At 70.2% G+C, this 19,018-nt stretch carries 17 protein-coding genes and 3 pseudogenes; 13 read left to right on the top strand and 7 right to left on the bottom strand.

The genetic code is table 11. The features are described 5' to 3' along the window. Positions 1-9 precede the first annotated feature (9 nt). From ABZS71_RS00595 to ABZS71_RS00560, 8 genes and pseudogenes are all read left to right on the top strand, one after another. The gene (locus tag ABZS71_RS00595; protein ID WP_356206306.1) at positions 10-267 is read left to right on the top strand and encodes a mycoredoxin; all 258 of its coding nucleotides are present in this window, start codon (positions 10-12) and stop codon (positions 265-267) included. A gap of 161 nt (positions 268-428) precedes the next feature. Then, the gene (locus ABZS71_RS00590) at positions 429-644 is read left to right on the top strand and encodes a hypothetical protein (RefSeq protein ID WP_356206304.1); all 216 of its coding nucleotides are present in this window, start codon (positions 429-431) and stop codon (positions 642-644) included. Beyond that, positions 631-1,199 (top strand): annotated as a pseudogene (locus tag ABZS71_RS00585) (DUF6879 family protein). Before ABZS71_RS00590 ends, ABZS71_RS00585 begins: the two are co-directional and overlap by 14 nt. Continuing rightward, positions 1,099-1,518 carry a helix-turn-helix transcriptional regulator gene (locus ABZS71_RS00580; protein ID WP_356206301.1) on the top strand — a complete coding sequence of 140 codons (420 nt, stop codon included), beginning with the start codon at positions 1,099-1,101 and terminating at the stop codon, positions 1,516-1,518. The pseudogene ABZS71_RS00585 and the gene ABZS71_RS00580 overlap by 101 nt, the downstream one beginning before the upstream one ends. Beyond that, positions 1,515-1,751 (top strand): hypothetical protein, encoded by a 237-nt coding sequence (locus ABZS71_RS00575; RefSeq protein WP_356206298.1) that lies wholly within the window; start codon positions 1,515-1,517, stop codon positions 1,749-1,751. The genes ABZS71_RS00580 and ABZS71_RS00575 overlap by 4 nt, the downstream gene beginning before the upstream one ends. Positions 1,752-1,843: 92 nt before the next feature. Beyond that, positions 1,844-3,085, top strand: a complete 1,242-nt coding sequence (locus tag ABZS71_RS00570) for a helix-turn-helix transcriptional regulator (RefSeq protein ID WP_356206295.1) — start codon at positions 1,844-1,846, stop codon at positions 3,083-3,085. A gap of 123 nt (positions 3,086-3,208) precedes the next feature. Then, positions 3,209-3,598 (top strand): hypothetical protein, encoded by a 390-nt coding sequence (locus ABZS71_RS00565; RefSeq protein WP_356206292.1) that lies wholly within the window; start codon positions 3,209-3,211, stop codon positions 3,596-3,598. Positions 3,599-3,973: 375 nt separating this feature from the next. Then, complete coding sequence (locus ABZS71_RS00560; protein ID WP_356206290.1) at positions 3,974-4,453, top strand: Scr1 family TA system antitoxin-like transcriptional regulator; 480 nt, start codon at positions 3,974-3,976, stop codon at positions 4,451-4,453. A gap of 31 nt (positions 4,454-4,484) precedes the next feature. On the opposite strand, the gene ABZS71_RS00555 is transcribed toward ABZS71_RS00560, so the two are convergent. Then, positions 4,485-4,652: a hypothetical protein gene (locus tag ABZS71_RS00555; RefSeq protein ID WP_356206287.1), complete on the bottom strand. Its 168-nt coding sequence runs from the start codon at positions 4,650-4,652 to the stop codon at positions 4,485-4,487. A gap of 463 nt (positions 4,653-5,115) precedes the next feature. After that, positions 5,116-6,567 (bottom strand): amidase, encoded by a 1,452-nt coding sequence (locus ABZS71_RS00550; protein WP_356206285.1) that lies wholly within the window; start codon positions 6,565-6,567, stop codon positions 5,116-5,118. 494 nt (positions 6,568-7,061) lie between these two features. Between ABZS71_RS00550 and ABZS71_RS00545 the strand changes: the two are divergent. The 4 genes and pseudogenes from ABZS71_RS00545 to ABZS71_RS00530 form a co-directional block, all read left to right on the top strand. Next, a pseudogene (locus ABZS71_RS00545) lies at positions 7,062-7,112 on the top strand (hypothetical protein); the annotation flags it as partial. A 27-nt stretch (positions 7,113-7,139) separates the two neighbouring features. Continuing rightward, positions 7,140-7,367 (top strand): helix-turn-helix domain-containing protein, encoded by a 228-nt coding sequence (locus ABZS71_RS00540; protein ID WP_356206282.1) that lies wholly within the window; start codon positions 7,140-7,142, stop codon positions 7,365-7,367. A gap of 188 nt (positions 7,368-7,555) precedes the next feature. Then, positions 7,556-8,080: a transposase gene (locus ABZS71_RS00535; RefSeq protein ID WP_356206280.1), complete on the top strand. Its 525-nt coding sequence runs from the start codon at positions 7,556-7,558 to the stop codon at positions 8,078-8,080. Beyond that, a complete protein-coding gene (locus ABZS71_RS00530; protein WP_356206835.1) occupies positions 8,007-8,429 on the top strand; it encodes a Scr1 family TA system antitoxin-like transcriptional regulator in 423 nt (140 codons plus the stop codon). The genes ABZS71_RS00535 and ABZS71_RS00530 overlap by 74 nt, the downstream gene beginning before the upstream one ends. Here the strand turns inward: ABZS71_RS00530 and ABZS71_RS00525 are convergent. Then, positions 8,423-9,238, bottom strand: a complete 816-nt coding sequence (locus tag ABZS71_RS00525) for a recombinase family protein (RefSeq protein WP_356206277.1) — start codon at positions 9,236-9,238, stop codon at positions 8,423-8,425. The genes ABZS71_RS00530 and ABZS71_RS00525 overlap by 7 nt on opposite strands. A gap of 18 nt (positions 9,239-9,256) precedes the next feature. Between ABZS71_RS00525 and ABZS71_RS00520 the strand changes: the two are divergent. Then, positions 9,257-9,343 (top strand): annotated as a pseudogene (locus ABZS71_RS00520) (NrdH-redoxin); the annotation flags it as partial. A 119-nt stretch (positions 9,344-9,462) separates the two neighbouring features. Here the strand turns inward: ABZS71_RS00520 and nudC are convergent. The 4 genes from nudC to ABZS71_RS00500 all read right to left on the bottom strand — a co-directional run bounded on the left by nudC (position 9,463) and on the right by ABZS71_RS00500 (position 19,015). Next, the gene (gene nudC, locus ABZS71_RS00515; RefSeq protein WP_355858489.1) at positions 9,463-10,398 is read right to left on the bottom strand and encodes an NAD(+) diphosphatase; all 936 of its coding nucleotides are present in this window, start codon (positions 10,396-10,398) and stop codon (positions 9,463-9,465) included. A gap of 51 nt (positions 10,399-10,449) precedes the next feature. Then, on the bottom strand, positions 10,450-11,853 hold the full coding sequence (locus tag ABZS71_RS00510; RefSeq protein WP_356206275.1) for a dipeptidase: 1,404 nt from the start codon (positions 11,851-11,853) through the stop codon (positions 10,450-10,452). Positions 11,854-11,907: 54 nt separating this feature from the next. Beyond that, entirely contained in the window at positions 11,908-15,618 is a 3,711-nt protein-coding gene (locus ABZS71_RS00505) for a UvrD-helicase domain-containing protein (protein WP_356206271.1), read from the bottom strand. A 67-nt stretch (positions 15,619-15,685) separates the two neighbouring features. Then, the gene (locus ABZS71_RS00500; protein WP_356206268.1) at positions 15,686-19,015 is read right to left on the bottom strand and encodes an ATP-dependent DNA helicase; all 3,330 of its coding nucleotides are present in this window, start codon (positions 19,013-19,015) and stop codon (positions 15,686-15,688) included. Positions 19,016-19,018 lie beyond the last annotated feature (3 nt).

Raw genomic sequence — 19,018 nt, 5'->3', positions numbered from 1 at the left:
CGAAGACCCATGTCCGGCACTGTGACGATGTACAGCACCACCTGGTGCGGATACTGCCGCCGCCTCAAGGGCCAGATGGACCGCGAGGGAATCGCGTACACCGAGATCAACATCGAGCAGGACCCGGAGTCCGCGGCCTTCGTCGAGAAGGCGAACGGCGGGAATCAGACGGTGCCGACGGTTCTGGTAGTTCCCGCCCAGGGCGGCTCTGAGGTCGTCATGACGAACCCGAGCCTTGCCCAGGTGAAGCAGGCCCTCAGCGCCTGACCCTCGCGCTACACGACCCCCGACGACCTCAATGGCTGATCGGGGGTTTTGTGTGCCCTGCGTACTTCTTTCCTGTTCTGGAAAGCCGGCGATCTTGACCTTGCTGTCCGCGGGTCGGAAGCATCGAACGCGACAAAGACTGTCGACGTGAGGGGGAAGCCGTGGGCGCACCGCTGCGGAAGCTGTCGGGAGACCCGGAGTGCAAGAACGGCACGTGCCCCACGCTGTGGGGTACCGAGGACAGTAAGGACTACGTCGTGCAGGGATACGTGATCACCGACCCTGAGCGGCTGGCACAGCTCGACCTCCCCGAGGGCGAGGCGGCCGTCATGGTCCCGGCCGCGGTGCTGGAGGAGTACTTCAGTGCTCGCAGGTGAGGAGTTCGGCTGTCTCTTCGAGACCTTCGAGCGGACCGCGTTCCGGCTGGAAACGCTCGACGAGTACGACGTGGAAGAGGAGCGGGAGGAAATCGCGCGCTTCCTCGCCGGCGAGGACATGGGCCCGGAGTGGCACGACAACCCATGGGTGCGCTCGATGACCGACAAGGGCAAGAACGTGTCCCGCGTTCACGTCCTGCGCTCTCCCTTGACCGACTACCTGTGTTTCGAGTTGTCGGCCTACCCCGGCAACATCAAAGCCGGGGAGTCCATCGGGATCATCGACGTTGCCGAGCAGGAAGTGACCGGCCTCCTGATCACGACCTCTGGCTCTTCGATGATCGCGACGTGTACCGGATGCACTACACCCCCGAGGGCAAGTTCGTCGGTGGCGAGCTCCTGCCCTCCGACCGGCTCGCGGAGTACTACGGTTACCGCGACGTGGCGCTCACCAATGCCCTGCCGTTCGCGACTACTGGGAGCGGCACCACTGACCACGGAGTCGATCGGGAGAGCCCTTCGGGCGCTGCGGGAGGCATCGGGACTGACCGGTGACGCGGTGGCCCGCAGGGCTTCCATGTCCGCAGGGAAGCTCTCGAAGATCGAGAACCGCCGGACCCTGCCCACCGTTCAGGACGTCGACCTCATCCTGTCCGCGTTCGGCGTCTCGGAGGCAGTGAAGGAACAGTTCCTCGCGACTGCGCGAGCCGAGGTCACGGAGGCCACAGCGTGGCGCCTCCTGCGCCGCATGGGTCCGTGGAAGCACCAGAACACCATCAAGGCCATCGAAGCCAGCACAGCCGTTCTCAGAAATGGAGTTCACGCGGGTTCCTCTGTGGTCTTGGTGCGGGGATCAGCGCAAGTGAGGAGGTGAGAGTTACCGGTCAGCCGGAGGACGGCGATGCACGCGGCTCCGGCGAGGCTGAGGACAGTGGCCTGGCCGATGTCCAGGTGCTCCAGCGGCGTGCCGCTGCACAGACCCATGCCGTCGATGAGCAGGGCTTCTACCTGGAAACCGTGTCGGAGTACTTGTGGGCCCGGGACGTTGCGGGATTTGCTCCCACAACCCTGGAGAAGCGGAACGGCACGCACCCCTTCAGTATCTGACTCGCTGTCAGATGATCTCGGAAACTCTCGCTTGACCTATCGGCGTTGCTCAGCTACGGCGAGTGCGTACCCTTGACCGTGAGGTGGTGCCGATGTCCACAGGCCTGGCGGAAAACGTCAAGAAGTACCGGCGCACGGCCGGACTGAGCCAAGAGGGGTTGGCGGAAGCGGCTGATCTCTCGCTCAGCACGGTCCGCAAGGCAGAGCAAGGCGGGCACGTCAGCATGGACACTCTTGCCGCGCTTGCCCGCGCACTGGGGGTGTCCACTTCCGACTTGTTCGCAAGCGAAGCGCCTAGGTCCGTGGTCGGCACGGAGGATGAGGCCAACCGGCGCTATCTGGCAGAGCTGAGGCGCGCTCTCATGCCCCCTGTGGGGCTCTCTGCGCCCCTGTCGGAGCCTGGTGAGGCTGGGGGACTGTCCATCATCCGGCAGGGCGTACAAGACGGCCACGCGCTCTACCAGGCTGACCGGTACACGTCCGTAGCGCGGAAGCTGCCCGGCCTGCTGCGTTCCTCTGAAGCCGCCGTAGCCATTCTTGAAGGCGAAGAGCAGCAACACGCCATGATTGCCCGCGCTCACGCGCTGCTGCTCACGGGCAAGTACCTCACTCAGGTACGGCAGTACGACATGGCTTACTTCGCGCTGGCTGAGGCAATCCGGCTTGCCCGTGAGACTGTTCAAACTCAGTTGGTTGCAACGGGAGTTGTGGGACTGGGCTGGCTTTTGCTGCGGCAGGACCGATTCGACGAAAGCGAACAGCTTGCAGCGCAGACGGCAGCGGAGATCGAACCGCGCATGTCTCAGGCGAGCCCCGCACAGCTTGCTGTCTGGGGTGAGTTGTGGCTCAGGGTTGCCGCTGCTGCACGGAGGAACAACCGGCCGGATGTGGCAAAGCACGCCCGACGAATGGCGGCGACCGCCGGGGGAGCGCTGGAGCGGGAACACACGGACTTCCCGTCACACTGGAGCGCATTCGGCCCTGTGACCGCTGAGGCAAAGGCCGTTGAGGACCTTTCCCTTGTGGGTGACGCGCGCGGTGTTCTCCGTCGAGCCGATGAAGGCCCCCTGAGCCCCAAAGCGGTGAAGAATTTCGGGCGCTTGAGCACCAACAATTGGGGCCGTCACCGACTGGACGTTGCCCGCGCTCACGTCGTGCTTGGGTCTCATCAGGACGCCATGGATGAGCTGATCAACCTTCGCGAGACGGCCGATGTGTGGCTGACGCATCAGCCCATGGCGCGACGCGTGATGGGGGACATCCTCAAGACCCGTAAGCGGACGCTGACGCAAGAGATGCGCAGCATGGCAGCTCATCTTGGGCTTGCCGGGTAACTACTGCGGAGCGTGGTAGTTCGGCACGCTGGTTCGCTGAACTACCGCTCCGCACACGTAGATTGACGTCCTATCCGCTTATACGGTCCCCCTTACTGACCGACGGCGAAGGGGGCCGAAGCAATGCAGAGAACGGAAGGCGACCGGCAGCGACGGCAGCACCTTGCCGACGTGTCAACGGGACACACGCTCCGGTTGCTGCCCTGGGTGACTGAGGACGGCAAGCGGTGCTTGTTGAGCACTAGCGACGAAGGCGGCTTCCTGTCTCGGCTCGCTGACGATTTTGAGGCCGTGCAGCTTGCCGTGGGTGAGGACGTTCTCAAGCAAGCCCGCAAGGCGCTGGAAGACCCCATGACTCCCAACGCTGAGGTCAGGTACACGGCTGTGCGCCTGTCGGAGTGCCTGACTGACGCGCTGCGAATCGCTGAGAGTCGAGGGCTCCGCCTGCCCGCGCCGGACACCAGCGAGGATGACGACGAAGACCCGGCAACGTCCGCTGAGGCAGTCGAATGAGCCGCGCGGTTCTCCGGTTCGTCCAGCACACCATTCGGCATGTGCCCGAAGGCGGGTGGATCTTCGAAGCCTTCTGCATGTCGAAGCCGGGCGAGTGCCAGGAGACATCCGGCCCCCAGGGTGAGCAGGAAGACGCACAGGACTGGTGCCTTCGCCATACCGGTCGGACTGGTCATGCCCTCTTCCGCCGTGTCGTCACGGACCATGCCCGTGTATCGCGGGACGAATGACCCCGGCTCGCTGAGAGACGGCGAATCAAGGCTCAGCGTGTCGGCTGCCCCGTCTGTGCGTTGCTCCCCCATGGCGCATAGGCGGGGCATTGCTTGTTTGCGAGACAGGCATTCACCGGGGGTGATCCACCGTAAAGTGCCCGTCATGCCACGCGACCTAGACAGGATCAGCAGAATCGGCGACGCACTCAGCGAACTCGCCTACGTCAAGGGCTTGTACCTGAGCCAACTACCTGTTCCCATTCCAAGGTCATCCGCCGAGCTTAGACTTGCCAGGGCTTCGAAAAACAGGCACTCATGCATCCCTCATCGGGCTGAACCCGAGCGCCTTTCCCCTCGCGGAGCCACCGCCACCCGCAGGTTCGGCACACACCAGCGTTCAGATTCCGCGAACCCGCTGGTTTCGCTGTTCCAGGGGCAACTCATCCCCGGACTCCTCCAGACACCGGAGTACGCCTCGTCAGTGTTCTCACTGCCGCCCGCGCTCCCGGACGAGACCAGGGCCCGGACAGTGGCGGCGAGAATGGAGCGGCAGGCGACGCTCTACGAAGACGGCCGGTCATTCCACTTCGTGATCTGTGAGCACGTCCTAAGTGGTCGGCTCCGGAGGTTCTTCGGGGGTTGAGTCCGGAGTCGCTGGTGTGTCTGTTGCTTGGTCAGAGTTCGGGTCCGGCGAGGTGGCGGTGGCAGGCGCAGTCGAGTGCGTCTTCGGGGGTGCCGGCGAAGGCGCCGGTGGGTAGCAGGGCGTCCTCGTAGCGGTCGCTGCTGGCGTAGTAGAGGGCGAAGCCCCATCGGCTGGCGGTGCCGCTGTAGCGCAGGCGCATCAGTTTGACCCGTTCGCCGTCGGGCAGTTTCGCCTTCCACGTAGGCGAACTGCCCTCGGTGGCGGATGTGCAGGTCCGTCAGTTGTGGTCAGGCGGTGCGGGCGTGTTCGGTCAGCCGCTGGGCGAATGACAGTTGGGTCTACTCCGGCGTCGTGGGCATGGCGGCCATCCCGCCGGATCTGTGCCTTGTCTCCGCAGTCGCCGTGTGCGGTTGGGTTCGTGTTGCGTTTGAGGTGGTCGACTGCGGGTGCGGCGTTCGTGATGCTGGTTGCTGCTTGTGTGGCGATAAGGTCGGGGCATCTGTGATCGACTTCACTGTCGCGTGTTGTGTCAGCATGGTCCGACGACCTTCTGTCGTGTTGCGGGAGGCGAGTGACATTCGCGTTCCGGGCAGCGGCCGCGCGCATTCGGAGGATCTCGTTTGGTCCGCGCCTCGTCCTCGACGGACACCCGGTAGTACGCCCTACTTCGGGGCCTGGAAGCCGCCGATCTTCTGCTCGAGCAGTTCGGCCAGCCGCAGCGGGGTGCGGTCCTCGAACATCGGACCGATGAGCTGCACTCCCACCGGCAGGCCCTCGGGGGACGGGCCCGTTGGTATGGCGGTGGCGGGTAGGCCGGGCATGGTGGCCAGACCGGCCCAGACGAGTTGGTCGAAGTACGGGTACTCGACGCCGTCGATGTCGATCCGGCGTTTCATCAGGTCGGGGTTGTGGTCGTGCGGGAACGCGGGGGTGGGCGTGATGGGACACACCACGGCGTCGAACTCGGCGAAGAACTGCCGCCAGCAGTGGCGGTGGAGCTCGCGAAAGCTGTTCGCCTCGATCCAGTCGCGGTGGCTGAACACCATGCCGCGCAGCCGCGCAGCATCCAGACTCTGGTCGTCTGCGCTCAGTCCGGCGGCGCGGGCCTGCAGCTGCTCGTACGCTTCGACGGGAAAACGTGCAACGGAGCCCGAAAACAGGAACTGCGTGTAGAGCACCGCGGCTTCGGTCAGATCGGGCAGCAGCGGACTGTGCCGTTCGACGCGGGCGCCGCCGTCGATAAGCGCGTCGGCCACCCGGTTCACGCCCGCCCGCACAGCGGCCCCGGTCGGAATGAACGGATGCTCGTCGAGGACCAGGACCCGGAAGTCGCTCAGCCGCTGGTGGCGTGCGGGCGGCAGGGTCAACTCGTACGCCACGCCGAGCGTCAGCGGGTCCGGTCCGGCCATGACGTCGAGCAGGAGCGTGAGGTCGCGGGCGGTGCGCGCCATCGGACCGACGACGGCGAGGTCAGCATCGGCCGGCAATGCCGGCGCAGACGGCGGGACCATGCCGCGGATCGCCGCCAGCCCGAGCGTCGGCTTGTGTGCGTAGACACCGCAGAAATGTGCGGGGGTACGCAACGAACCGGCGATGTCGGAGCCGATGGACAGCGCGCCGAATCCGGACGCCAGGGCCGCCGCTGATCCGCCGGAGGATCCACCCGGAGTGCGACCGTGATCCCACGGGTTGTTGGTGGTGCCGTAGATCTCGTTGAAGCTCTGCATATCTTGCAGCCCCAAGGGCACATTGGTCTTACCGAGCACCACCGCGCCTGCGGCCTTGAGCCGCGACACCTGCACCGCGTCCTCGGCCGGCATGTAGTTCCGGTGTAGCGGCATGCCCCAGGTCGTGGGCAGCCCGGCGACGTTGTAGGACTCTTTGACCGTCACCGGAATGCCGAGCAGCGGCCGGTCCTCACCGCGGGCACGCGCCTGGTCGGCACCGCGCGCGGCGGCCCGTGCACGGTCGAAGTCCGGCACACAGATCGCGTTGATCGCCTTGTCGTCCAGCTCGATACGGGCGATCGCCTCGTCGGTCAGTTCCGCCGAGGTCACTTCACCGGCACGCAAGGCAGCCGCAAGTTCTTCGGCCGTCTGAAAATTCCACTCCATGAATCCGACCGTACCGACCCCTGGGACAGGCCATGAAATGCCGCTTCGCACAACGGGATGGACGGCTCTATACTCATCATCTTCCTCTCCGGCCACAGACAATTCGCCCGACCGCCGGCGATGGCGACACGCGGCGGGATTGGTGTCGGCCTGGGAGTTCAGGAGACCTTCATCGGACACCCGCGCGTACTTCGCGAGGCTGCGAACCGACGTACGCCCGGACAGCTTCATCGGCACCGGCGTGGAAGCGCCCTTCTCCGCAGCGTGGGTCAACCGCGAGTGGCAGAGGATGCGGCAGGCTGCGGCCCATCGTGATCCACTTCTCCCGGTCGGCCCGCCTGCCATGCCCGTTGCCCCGGCCCGCCCAATATTCCCGACCGCTGCCGAGCGCGAGCGGTTGAAGAAGATGGCCTACGGCCACAAGACCGAGCACCGGCTGCGGATGCGCGCGCAGGTCGTCCTGCACGCGGCGCCGGGGGCGCTCCAACGCGCGGATCGCCCGCGAGACGGGCCTGCACCTGGATACGGTTCGTGCCTGGCGCGGCCGGTTCGCCGACGGCGGGCTGCCGGCCTTGGCCGACCGCAAACGCTCCGGGCGCCCCGCGTGTTTCACCCCCGTGCAGGTCGCCGAGGCCAAGGCGCTGGCCTGCCAACTCCCCGCCGAGACCGGCGTACCGCTGTCGCGCTGGTCCTGCCCGGAGCTGGCCGCCGAACTGATCGCGCGCGGGATCACCGACAGCGTCTCCGCGTCCACGGTGCGCCGCTGGTTGCGCGAGGACGCGCTCAAGCCCTGGCAGTAGCGGTCCTGGATCTTCATCCGCGACCCCAACTTCCGCGCCAAGGCCCAGCGCGTCCTGGACCTGTACGCCCGCACGTTCGAGGGCGTCCCGCTGGGCGAGGACGAGTACGTCCTCTCCAGCGACGAGAAGACCTCAATCCAGGCCGGCTGCACTGCCATCTGACCCTGGCCCCGGGCCGGGCCCGGGCGATGCGCGTCAACCACGAGTACGGCCGCGGCGGCGCGCTGGCCTACCTGGCCGCCTACGACATCCACCGCGCGAAGGTCTTCGGCCGCTGCGAGCCCAAGACCGGCATCATGCCGTTCATGGCCCTGGTCGAGCAGGTCATGACCCAGGAGCCCCACGCCAGCGCGAAACGCGCCTTCTGGGTCGTCGACAACGGCTCCTCCCACCGCGGCCAGCGGGCTATCGACCGCCTGGCCAGCAGGTTCCCGAACGCGGCGATGATCCACACCCCCGTCCACGCCTCCTGGTTGAACCAGGTGGAGATCTACTTCTCCGTCGTCCAGCGCAAGGTCGTCCAACCCAACGACTTCCCCGACCTGACCCAAGTCGGGGACCGGCTCCGAGCATTCGAAGACCGCTACAACGCCACGGCACAGCCGTTCCAGTGGAAGTTCACCACCTCCGACGTGGACGATCTGCTGGCCCGGCTCGACCGACACACACCCGCCGACCGACAAGAAGAATCCTCCGTCGCCCTGGCAGCCTGATCAACCCCCGAAGGATTTCCAGAGCCGACCACTAAGGTGGCTGATCTGTGAGCCGGCCGTCATGGCAATCCAGCTCGATCGGCTCGTGTCCCTGTCCAGGCTCCCCTACGTGACTGTTGGGGTGGTGCCTCTGGCCGGTCGGATGCCGGACTTCCCCATGACGTGCTTCAGCGTCCACGATGACCGGCTCGTGATCGTCGAGACGTTCCACTCGGAGATCACGACACGCGATCCCAGGGACGTTCAGACGTACGTCGACACCTTCCAGCGCTTCGCCGACGTGGCGCTCTACGGCGATGACATGCGCGCTCTCGTCGAGGGCATCCGAGACGGGTTCTTGCCTCAATAGGAAAGGTCATTGCGGACCACGGTGCCGTTGGCTCGTACGTACTCACCGAGCAGCGACCGGCTCGTCAGCACAGCTTGGACAGTGGTTGCCATCCACCGGCTTCCTCGGGGCTTCGGGGCGGCCAGCCGCGTAGTGCTCTCCCCCGCCGCGGCACGGATGCGAGCGATGTCCTGAGCCGTGGGCACGCCTTGCTCGTTCGGCCAGTCAGCTACAGCTGAGAAGCTCGGCTTGGCGATGAATCGCCGGATCATCTCGATCAGCCTCGGTCCGTACTCCGGATCGAGCTCCAGGGTGCACCCTTCTTCGCCCTTCACCGCTCTGCGCCCGAACGGGACAAAGCCGCCCGGCCAGCGCCCCGTCCTCCGCATGGTCTCCCGAGAAGCCTTGTTACGGGCTTTGATGGCGTCCAGCTCCGCCTCGGCGACCACAGCAAGGATCTTGGCGATCGTCTTGCCCCACGGCTTCGAGAGGTCGAATCCCTCCTCGCAGGAGATCAGGCCCTTACCGTTCGCTTCGCACCACTCGATGATGTCCGAGAGATGGCGGACCGATCGGGCGATGCGGTCGATCTTCAGGATGATGATGTGGTCGAACTGGTCTCTCTTGTTGTTGAGCCAGTCCCCCAGGGACGGGCGCATCCATGGTGAGATCGACGCCGACACGTCGATGTCTACGGCGAAGTCGACCAGCTCCATCTCTTCGGCGTCCGCCCGTTTGCTGATCCGCGTGCGCTGCGTTTCCTCGCCGGTCTGGTTTTCGTTACCGACGGACAGACGGACCATGCCAAGAGCCCTGGGCTTCTCGCTCACGCTCTTCCCACCCCTGCACAGACCGTGCCGACTGTCCTCTTCCCCGATGGCTCGACGTTGACCAACCCCTCCCTCGCCCAGGTCAAGGCGAAGGTCGGGGGCTGAGTCACCCCCGGGGCGGGAGTTACCCCCAGGCCCGGGTCACTCCGGGCCCGAGTCACTCCGGGTCCGGGTCGCCTCAGGACCCGGCTACCCCAGGGCGCGACTCACCCCCAGGGCCCGACTCACCCCCGCGGCAGCGGCTCGCCGTACCAGAGCTCGATCAGCCGGGCAGCGATCGAGATACCGGACGGAGGCAGCACCTCCCCGGACTCGATCGCGGCCCGCAGATCGTCCCGGGAGAACCAGCGCGCCTCGTGGATCTCCTCCCCGTCCACCTGGATCAGGGAGGATGTGGCGCGCGCCATGAAGCCGAGCATCAGGCTGGACGGGAACGGCCACGGCTGGCTGGCCACGTACTCGACCTCGCCGACCCTGACGCCCGCCTCCTCCGTCACCTCGCGGACCACGGCCTGCTCGATCGACTCGCCCGGCTCCACGAAGCCCGCCAGCGTCGAGAAGCGCCCTTCCGGCCAGTGCACCTGCCGCCCCAGCAGCGCCCGGTCCAGCTCGTCCGTCACCAGCATGATCACGGCCGGGTCGGTCCGCGGGTAGTGCTCGGCCCCACACGCCGGACAGCGGCGGATATGGCCCGCCGCCGCGATCACGGTGCGCTCACCGCAGCGTGAACAGAAGCGGTGCAGCCGCTGCCAGTTCTCCAGCGCGACCGCGTGCACCAGCAGCCCCGCGTCCCGCTCGGACAGCAGTGCGCCCGCCTCGCGCAGCCCCGCGGGGCGCGCCGACTGGTCCATCCGCCCCGGCAGGACGTCCTTCTGGAGTGCGAAATAGCGCACACCCTCCTGGTCGGTGCCCAGGAAGTAGCGGTGCGTCTCGGTGGGCGGGGCGTCGAAGGACGGGGTCATGACGAGCTCGGTACGCCCGTCCGGGGTGTCGTCGACCAGGGCCTGGCCGCCGGAGACCACGAAGACGCGCGTCGTCGGGTGGCTCCACGCCGCGGCCAGCCACGCCTCGTCCAAGCGGTGGTGCGCGGCGCGGTCGATACCGCTCGCTGCGCTGAGCGTGATCGGCCGGCTGGCGGCGCGGTCGGTCCAGGTGGTCACGGCTGCTTCCAACTCCCCCTGAGAAACGGGTGGTTTACATACATACGCGAGCTATGCCCGTCCATTCTCCGCCAGGTCGCCCCAGAGGTACGCGGCCGTCTCGGCGCCCTTCATCAGGAGGTCGAGTTCGACCTTCTCGTTCGGCGCGTGCCAGCCGTCGGACGGCACCGAGATGCCCAGGAAGAGCACCGGTGCGCCCAGGACGTCCTGCAGATCGGCGGCGGGCCCCGAGCCGCCCTCGCGGGTGAAGCGGATCTTCTGACCGAAGGCGCGCCCCATGGCCCGTACGACCGACTGGAGGGCAGGGTGGTCCAGCGGGGTCAGACAGGGGCGGGTCGCGCCCCAGAAGGTGATCTCGTGGCGGATACCGGCCGGAAGCCGGTCGGCCACCCAGTCCCGCACGGCGGCCTGGACCTTCTCCGCGTCCTGGCCAGCCACCAGCCGGAAGGACAGCTTCAGCTGGGCGGCCGACGGCACAATGGTCTTTCCGCCCGGCCCCTGGTAGCCCCCGGCGATCCCGTTGACCTCGGCGGTCGGACGGGCCCAGATCCGCTCCAGGGTGGAGTACGCCGCCTCGCCGAGCGTGGCGTGCGAATGCGCGGTGCGCAGCCAGCCCGCCTCGTCGAAGGGCAGCTCGGCGAAGAGCTCGCGCTCGCGGTCGGTCAGCTCCACGACGCCGTCGTAGAAGCCCGGGATCGCCACCCGGCGGTCGGTGTCGTGCAGGGCGGCGGCCAGCCGGGCGGCCTCGGTGGCCGGGTTGGGGACCGCGCCGCCGAAGGAGCCGGAGTGGATGTCCTGGTCGGGGCCGTGGAGATCGATCTGGCAGTCGGTGAGGCCCCGCATGCCCGTGCAGACGGTCGGGGTGTCCTCGGACCACATACCGGTGTCGGAGACGATCACGGTGTCGCAGGTGAGCCGGTCGGCGCGCGCCCGGATCAGGTCGGGGAAGTGCGGGGAGCCGGACTCCTCCTCGCCCTCGATCAGCAGCTTGAGGTTGACGGCGGGCGCACCGCGTCCGGTCGCGGCCAGATGGGCGCGTATCCCCAGGGTGTGGAAGAGGACCTGCCCCTTGTCGTCGGCGGCGCCGCGGGCGTAGAGCCTGCCGTCCTTGATGACGGGCTCGAACGGATCGGTGTGCCAGCCGTCCTCACGGGCGGCGGGCTGGACGTCGTGATGGCCGTAGACGAGCACCGTAGGAGCGCCCGGATCGCCGGACGGCCACTCGGCGAAGACGGCCGGGGCACCGGCGGTCTCCCATGTCTCGACCACCGGAAAGCCCGTCGCGGTGAGGTTCGCCGTCAGCCACTGGGCGCTGCGGCGGACGTCGTCGGCGCGGGCGGGGTCGGCGGATACGGACGGGATGCGCAGCCACTCGGAGAGATCGTCGAGGAAGGCTGGGCGATGACCGTCCACATAGGCGCGGACAGCGTTGTCCGAATCCGGGGTGTTGCTCATGCATGTGAGCCTATCCGGCCCGCGCGGAAGCGAGAGCCGGGGCCTCCGCGCCGCTCATATGCGCTCACTCTCCGTCAGCGAATGGGCGTCGATGTTGTCGTTTTCGGTCTCCGTGCCGGTCTCGCCGAGCAGGATGCGCTCAAGCTCCGCGCGGCCGGGCAGCGCGGCCGGGCGGACGACCTCGCCGCTGCGTACGTACACAAAGGCCGCCGTGACCGCCGACAGGGGCAGATCGTGCTGTTCGGCCCAGGCGAGGCGGTAGACGGCCAGCTGGAGCGGGTCGGCGTCCTGGGAGCGGCCTGTCTTCCAGTCGACGATCTCGTATCCGCCGCCCCGCTCGCCCTCGGCGCCCGCCTCCGCCGGCTCGCGGTACACGGCATCGATCCGGCCACGGATCGTACGGCCCGCCAGGGTCAGCTGGAACGGCGCCTCGACGCGATGCGGGGTGCGCCGGGCGTACGGCGTGCGCGCGAACGCCTCCTTGAGCGCGGCCAGGTCCCGCTCGTCCGCGATCTCCGCCTCGTCGTCCTCGCCGCCCGGCAGCTCGTCCGGGCCGAGGAAGGGCAGCGGCAGCGTCTCGAAGCGCGACTCGACCCAGGCGTGGAAGCGGGTGCCGCGGCGCGCGGCGGGCCGCGGCGGCCGTGGCATGGGGCGGGCCAGCTCCCGTGCGAAGCCGTCCGGATCCGCGGCGAGCCGCAGCAACTGTGAGGCGCTCAGGGTGTGCGGCACGGGCACCTCGTGCACGGTCGCGCGGGCGCGGCGCAGCTCTCCGGCGAGCGCGTCGAGATCGCGGTCCCAGGAGTCGGCCAGCCGCGCCTCCTCGGGCAGCAGACCGCCGCCCGGCGCCGGGCCGGGCTCCGGTTCGCCGTAGGGGCCGCCGCCCGGGTCGCCGTCCGGGGCCTCGTCCGGGTCGCCGTTCGGGTCGCCGTTCGGGGCCTTGTTCGGGTCGCTGTTCGGGGCCTTGTTCGGGTCGCTGTTCGGGGCCTTGTTCGGGTCGCTGTTCGGGGCGTCGTACGAGTCGTCGTACGGATCCGGGGAGGAGGGCTCGTCGGGGTACGGGCCGTCGTGCACGCCGTAGTACGGATCCTCGTACGCCTCGTCGGGCGGCTCGGGCCACTCCGGGTCGTCCACAGGCCCGGGCATCCGGTCCCGTCCGGCCGAGGGGTGTCCCGCGTCATGCCCGGACGGCCCGTCCGCGGCCTCCGCGTCCTCCCCCGGGCCCTCCCCCTCCGCCTCGATGCGCGCCAGATGGGCGAGGACCACCTCGGCGGCGCGGCGGCGGTGGGCCAGGGCGGCCGGGTCGAGCGGCAGCGGCCATGCCCGGTCGGCCGCCGCCTCCCGCAGGGCCGGGTTCTCCGCGCCCTCCTCCGGTGCCGGTGCCCATGCCTCGACCTCGCCGTACCCCTCCTCGCAGTGCTCGCGCAGCGCGTCCAGAAAGGCGGAGGGGCCGCGCGGCCGCTTCTGGGCCGGGCCCCACCAGTGGCCGGAGCCGAGCAGCAGGGAGCGGGGCCGGGTGAAGGTCACATAGCCCAGACGCAGCTCCTCGGTCCGCTGATGCTCCTTCATGGCGTCCTTGAAAGCGGCGATCCCCTTGCTGTCCCAGTCCATGACGTCCGGCAGGGTCTCCGCGTCGCCGCGCAGCTCATGCGGCAGGACCCTGGCGCTCGCCGTCCAGGACTCGCGGGCCTGTTCGCTCGGGAACTGCTTGGCGACCAGTCCGGGCACCGCCACCACATCCCACTCCAGCCCCTTGGACTTGTGCGCGGTGAGCACCTTGACCGTGTTCTCCCCGCCGGGGAGGGAGTTGTCGAGCCCCTTCTCGTACTGGGCGGCCGTGCGCAGAAAGCCGATGAAGCCGAGGAGCGTGGCCTCGCCCTCCACGGGGGCGCCCTGCCGGCCGGCGAAGGCCGCGGCGACGTCCAGGAAATTGCCGAGCGTCTCGCGGCGGCGGGCGGCCAGGGCGTGCGGCGAGGCGGACAGCTCGACCTCCAGACCGGTGGCGGCCAGCACCCGGTGGAGGACGTCCATGAGCGGATCGGCCAGCGAGCGGCGCAGATCGCGCAGCTCGGCGGCGAGACGGGCGAACCGCACCCGGGCCTCGGCCGAGAAGGGCAGTCCGTCGTCCGGGCCGCCGCCCGACTCCAGGAAGGTGTCGAGGGCGTCGGCGAGCGAGATCACCTCGGACGGGTCGACGCCCTCGACGGCCTCGGCGAGCCGGCGGTCCGGGTCGTCCTCGGCGTCGCCGGGGCCGCCGTAGGAGACCAGCGCGCGGGCGCGGCGGCCGAGCAGCGCCAGATCGCGGGGGCCGATCCGCCAGCGCGGCCCGGTGAGCAGACGGACCAGCGCGGCGTTGGCCCCCGGGTCCTGCAGGACCTCGCAGACGGCCACGAGATCGGCGATCTCCGGCAGATGCAGCAGCCCCGAAAGCCCCACGACCTCCACCGGAATGTCCCGCTCCACCAGCGCGCCCTGGATCTGGGCGAAGTCACCGGCCGTACGACACAGGACCGCGATCTCACCGGGCGGGGTGCCCGTGCGCACCAGATGGGCGATCGAGTCGGCGAGCCAGGTCAGCTCCTCGGCGTGGGTGGGCAGCAGCGCGCAGCGCACCACGCCGTCCCGCTCGGCCCCGGGGGCGGGGCGCAGCGCCTCGACGCCCTCGTGCAGCGCGCGCAGCGGGGCGGCCAGCCCGTTGGCGAGGTCCAGGAGACGGCCGCCGCTGCGCCGGTTCTCGCTGAGCGCGAAGCGGTGCGCGGGGCGGCCGTCGGCGTGCGGGAAGTGCTCGGGGAAGTCGTCGAGGTTGGCCACGGAGGCGCCGCGCCAGCCGTAGATGGCCTGGCAGGGGTCGCCGACGGCGGTGACGGGATGGCCGGTGCCGCCGCCGAAGAGCCCGGACAGCAGCAGCCGCTGGGCGACGGAGGTGTCCTGGTACTCATCGAGGAGGACGACCGCGAACTGCTCGCGCAGGATCCGGCCGACCTCCGTACTGGTGCGGGCGAGGGTGGCCGCGTACGCGATCTGGTCGCCGAAGTCGAGCAGATCGCGGCGGCGCTTCTCCTCGCGGTACGCCTCGACGAGGCCCAGCAGCTCCCAGCGGGCCCGGGCGGCCTCGGGCACCTTGCGCAGCGCGTCGTTGGTCAGCCGCACCCCGTCCAGCATCCGCAGCAGCTCGGTGTCGTAGGCACGCAGCCGCTCGGCGGGAACGAGGTGCTCGGCGAGCTCCCCGTCGAGCGCGAGCAGATCGGTGACCAGGTCGGCGAAGGGGCGCACGAGCGCCGGATACGGGCCGGGGGCCGAGCGCAGGACGCGCGCGGCGAGCTGGAAGCGGGTGGCGTCGGCGAGCAGCCGGGCGCTCGGCTCCAGGCCGATGCGCAGCCCGTGCTCCTTGAGCAGCTGTCCGGCGAAGGCGTGGTACGTGGAGATGCTGGGCGCGCCCGCTCCCTCCCCGCCCGCGCCCGGATCCGGGTCCGTGGCTGGGTCCGTGTCGACGACACCTGCCTTGACGAGGGCCTTGCGCACCCGCTCCGCCAGCTCGCCGGCGGCCTTGTTGGTGAAGGTGAGGCCGAGCACCCGCTCGGGCGCGACCTGCCCGGTGCCCACCAGCCACACGACGCGGGCGGCCATCACCGTGGTCTTGCCGGAGCCGGCTCCGGCGACGATCACCTGCGGGGCGGGCGGCGCGGTGATGCACGCCATCTGCTCCGGGGTGAACGGGATCCCGAGAAGCTCCTTGAGCTCTTCGGGATCGGTGATGCGGGCTGACACCCCAGAGAGGCTATCGGTGCCCACTGACAACGGCCCCGCCCCGTCCCCGGCCCCCGGTCCTGGGACCTCAGTCCACCACGTGGCGGCCTTCCGCGCGGGCGCTGCACGAGCCGCGGAAGGCACAGCGGTTGCAGTGCTCCCCCGTGCTCGGGGTGAACCGCTCGTCGAGGACGCGCCCGGCCGCCGTGGCGAGCAGCTCGCCGACCCAGTCCCCGTCCGGCGGGTCCTGGGCCTGGACCTTGGGCACGGTCTCGCCGCCGTCCTTCTTGGCGGCGCCCTGCCGCAGCTGGACGAGCTCCGCGCCGCCCGGCTCGGGCCTGGCGCCGTCGAAGAGGTCGTCGACGGCGCCCTCGCGCACCGCCAGCTGATAGACCGCGAGCTGGGGGTGGCGTTCGACGTCGCCGCGCGTCACGGCCTGCTTGCCGGTCTTGAAGTCGACGACGTACGCACGCCCCTCGGCGTCCCGCTCGACGCGGTCCATACTGCCGCGGATGCGCACCTCATAGGCGTCCGCTTCGAGGGTGACGTCGAAGCCGTGCTCCGTGGCGACCGGGGTGCGGCCACCGCGCTCCATCACATGCCAGCGCAGAAATCGTTCCAGCGCCGCCCGCGCGTGCTCCTTCTCCTGCCGTGACTTCCACGGCGCGTCGAAGGCGAGCGCGTCCCATACGGAGTCCAGCCGCTCCATCAGGACCGCGAGGTCCGCCGGGGTGCGGCCGGAGGCGACCTCGTCGGCCAGGACATGGACGACGTTGCCGAAGCCCTGGGCGGCCGTCGAGGGGGCGTCCGCCTTCACCTCGCGCCCCAGGAACCACTGGAGCGAGCAAGTGTTGACGAGCTGGTCGAGCGCGCTGCCGGACAGGGCCACGGGCCGGTCGCGGTCGCGCAGCGGCACCTCGCTGTGGGTCGGCTCGTACAGCCCCCACCAGCGAGAGGGGTGGGCCGCCGGGACGAGCGGCTGACCGTCCTCGTCGCGCAGCGCCGCGAGCCGTGCCAGGCGCCGCGCGGCGGCGTCCCGCAGCGCCTCCGAGGCGTCCGGGTCGACGGTGGTGGCGCGCAGCTCGGCCACGAGCGCGGCGACGGTCAGCGGGCGGCGCGGCCGCTGGGTGACATCGGCCGGCGGGACACCCAGCTCGGTCAGGAAGCGGGAGGGCTGGTCCCCGTCGTCGGAGGCGGCCTTGACGGCGGTGACCACGAGCCGGTCCTTCGCCCGGGTCGCCGCCACATAGAACAGCCGCCGCTCCTCGGCCAGCAGCGCGCCCGGCGGCAGCGGCTCGGCCAGCCCGTCCCGGCCGATCCGGTCGGCCTCCAGCAGCGAGCCGCGCCGCCGCAGATCGGGCCACAGCCCCTCCTGCACGCCCGCGACCACCACCAGCCGCCACTCCAGCCCCTTGGAGCGGTGGGCGGTCATCAGCCGTACGGCGTCGGGGCGGACCATCCGGCGCGAGAGGGTGTCGGCGGCGATGTCCTGGGCCTCGATCTCCTCCAGGAAGTTGAGCGCGCCACGGCCGCCGGTGCGCTCCTCCGCGCGCGCGGCGGTCTCGAACAGCGCGCAGACCGCGTCGAGGTCACGGTCTGCGTTCCGCCCGGCGGCCCCGCCGCGCTGCGTGGCCCGCTCCAGCCGGGCGGGCCAGGGGGTGCCGTCCCACAGCTCCCACAGCGCCTGTTCGGCGGTGCCGCCCCGGGCCAGCGTCTCGCGCGCCGTGCGCAGCAGCAGCCCGAGCCGCTGGGCGCCGCGCGCGTACGCCGGGTCGTGGGCGACCAGCCGCTCGGGCTCGGCCAGTGCCTCGGCGAGCAGCTCGTCGGAGGGGCGCGGCACGGCGCGTCCGGCGGACCGCTCCTCCTCGCGCAGCGCGCGGCCGAGGCGGCGCAGATCGGCGGCGTCCATACCGCCGAGCGGCGAGGTGAGCAGGGTGAGGGCGGTCTCGATGTCGAGGGACAGCCCACCGCCGTCCGGCAGCGCGGCCGTGGCGGCGGCGCGCAGCGCCGTCAGCAGGGGGGCCACCGCGGGCTCGTGGCGCAGCGGGATGTCGTCGCCGTCCACCTCGACGGGGACCCCGGCGGAGGTGAGCGCCCGGCGCACACCAGGGATCGAGCGGCCCCCGGCGCGCACCAGAACGGCCATCTCGCGCCAGGGCACGCCGTCCTCCAGATGGGCACGGCGCAGGATGTCGGCGATGTTGTCGAGTTCGGCGCCCGGGGTCGGATACGTGTACGCCTCGACGCGGCCGCCGTCGTGGACGGGCGACAGCTCCCGGTGCGCGCGTACGGCGTCCGCGGGCAGCCGGGTGAGCGGCATCCGGCGGGCGATCAGCCGGGTGGCCGCGAGCAGGGCGGCGCCCGAGCGGCGGGAGGTGGTGAGGACCTTCACATCCGCCGGTGCGCCGTCCGCCCGCGGGAACGCGTCGGGGAAGCCGAGGATGCCGCCCACATCCGCGCCGCGGAAGGCGTAGATCGACTGGTCGGGGTCGCCGAAGGCCACAAGGGTTCGCCCACCCGTCACCCGGCCACCACCCCGGGGCGACGCGGTTCGCTCGGCCCCTTTGAAGCCCGCCAGCGCCCGCAGCAGCCGCGTCTGGGCCGCGTCCGTGTCCTGGTACTCGTCGACGAACACGGCGTCGTAGCGCGCGGCCAGCTCCGCCGCCGTGCCGGGCCGCTCGGCGAGCAGCACCGCGCGGTGCACCAGCTCCGCGTAGTCCAGCACCCCCTGGGCGTCCAGGACATCGAGATACTCGGCCAGGAAGGCGGCCGCGGCTCCCCAGTCGGGGCGCCCGGTGCGCGCCGCGAAGTCCCCCAGCGCCCGTGGCCCCAGGCCCAGTTCCCGGCTGCGGGCGAGCACCGCGCGGACCTCGTCGGCGAAGCCGCGGGTGGTCAGGCAGGCGCGCAGCTCATCCGGCCAGCGGGCGAAGGCGCGCCCCTCGCGCGCGAGCTCGGCCTCGCCCGCGAGCAGTTCGCGGACGACGACGTCCTGCTCCGGTCCGGAGAGCAGCCGCAGCGGATCGGCGAAGAGATCGACGTCCTGGTGGGCGCGGACCAGGGCGTAGCAGAACGAGTGGAAGGTCGTGGCCTGCGGCCCGGTCGCGCCGCCCAGCCGCACGGCCATCCGGTCGCGCAGCTCGACGGCCGCCTTACGGCTGAAGGTGAGCACCAGGATCCGCTCCGGGTCCCCGCCGTCGCGCACCCGCCGGGCGACCGCCTCCACGAGCGTCGTCGTCTTGCCCGTGCCGGGTCCGGCGAGCACCAGCAAAGGACCGCCCCGGTGCTCAACCACAGCGCGCTGCCGTGCGTCCAGGACAGGAAGGGCACCGGGCTCCGGCCGCTGCCGGAGCAGGCGGTAGACGCCCGGGGACGGCTGCCACGCCTGCCGCTGCCGTGGAAGGGACGAGGAGGAACTCACGTT

It is taken from the genome of Streptomyces sp. NPDC005393 (assembly GCF_040606675.1).
In the GTDB taxonomy this organism is placed as follows: Bacteria; Actinomycetota; Actinomycetes; order Streptomycetales; family Streptomycetaceae; genus Streptomyces.
Note: the sequence above shows the minus strand (reverse complement) of the source record. Positions and strands in the feature narration are given on the sequence as shown.

Coding starts and splice junctions, on each gene's coding strand:
- ABZS71_RS00595 (WP_356206306.1), top strand. CDS start 10: ATGTCCGGCACTGTGACGATGTACAGCACCACCTGGTGCGGATACTGC.
- ABZS71_RS00580 (WP_356206301.1), top strand. CDS start 1,099: ATGCCCTGCCGTTCGCGACTACTGGGAGCGGCACCACTGACCACGGAG.
- ABZS71_RS00570 (WP_356206295.1), top strand. CDS start 1,844: ATGTCCACAGGCCTGGCGGAAAACGTCAAGAAGTACCGGCGCACGGCC.
- ABZS71_RS00565 (WP_356206292.1), top strand. CDS start 3,209: ATGCAGAGAACGGAAGGCGACCGGCAGCGACGGCAGCACCTTGCCGAC.
- ABZS71_RS00560 (WP_356206290.1), top strand. CDS start 3,974: ATGCCACGCGACCTAGACAGGATCAGCAGAATCGGCGACGCACTCAGC.
- ABZS71_RS00555 (WP_356206287.1), bottom strand. CDS start 4,652: ATGCGCCTGCGCTACAGCGGCACCGCCAGCCGATGGGGCTTCGCCCTC.
- ABZS71_RS00550 (WP_356206285.1), bottom strand. CDS start 6,567: ATGGAGTGGAATTTTCAGACGGCCGAAGAACTTGCGGCTGCCTTGCGT.
- ABZS71_RS00535 (WP_356206280.1), top strand. CDS start 7,556: ATGCGCGTCAACCACGAGTACGGCCGCGGCGGCGCGCTGGCCTACCTG.
- ABZS71_RS00510 (WP_356206275.1), bottom strand. CDS start 11,853: ATGAGCAACACCCCGGATTCGGACAACGCTGTCCGCGCCTATGTGGAC.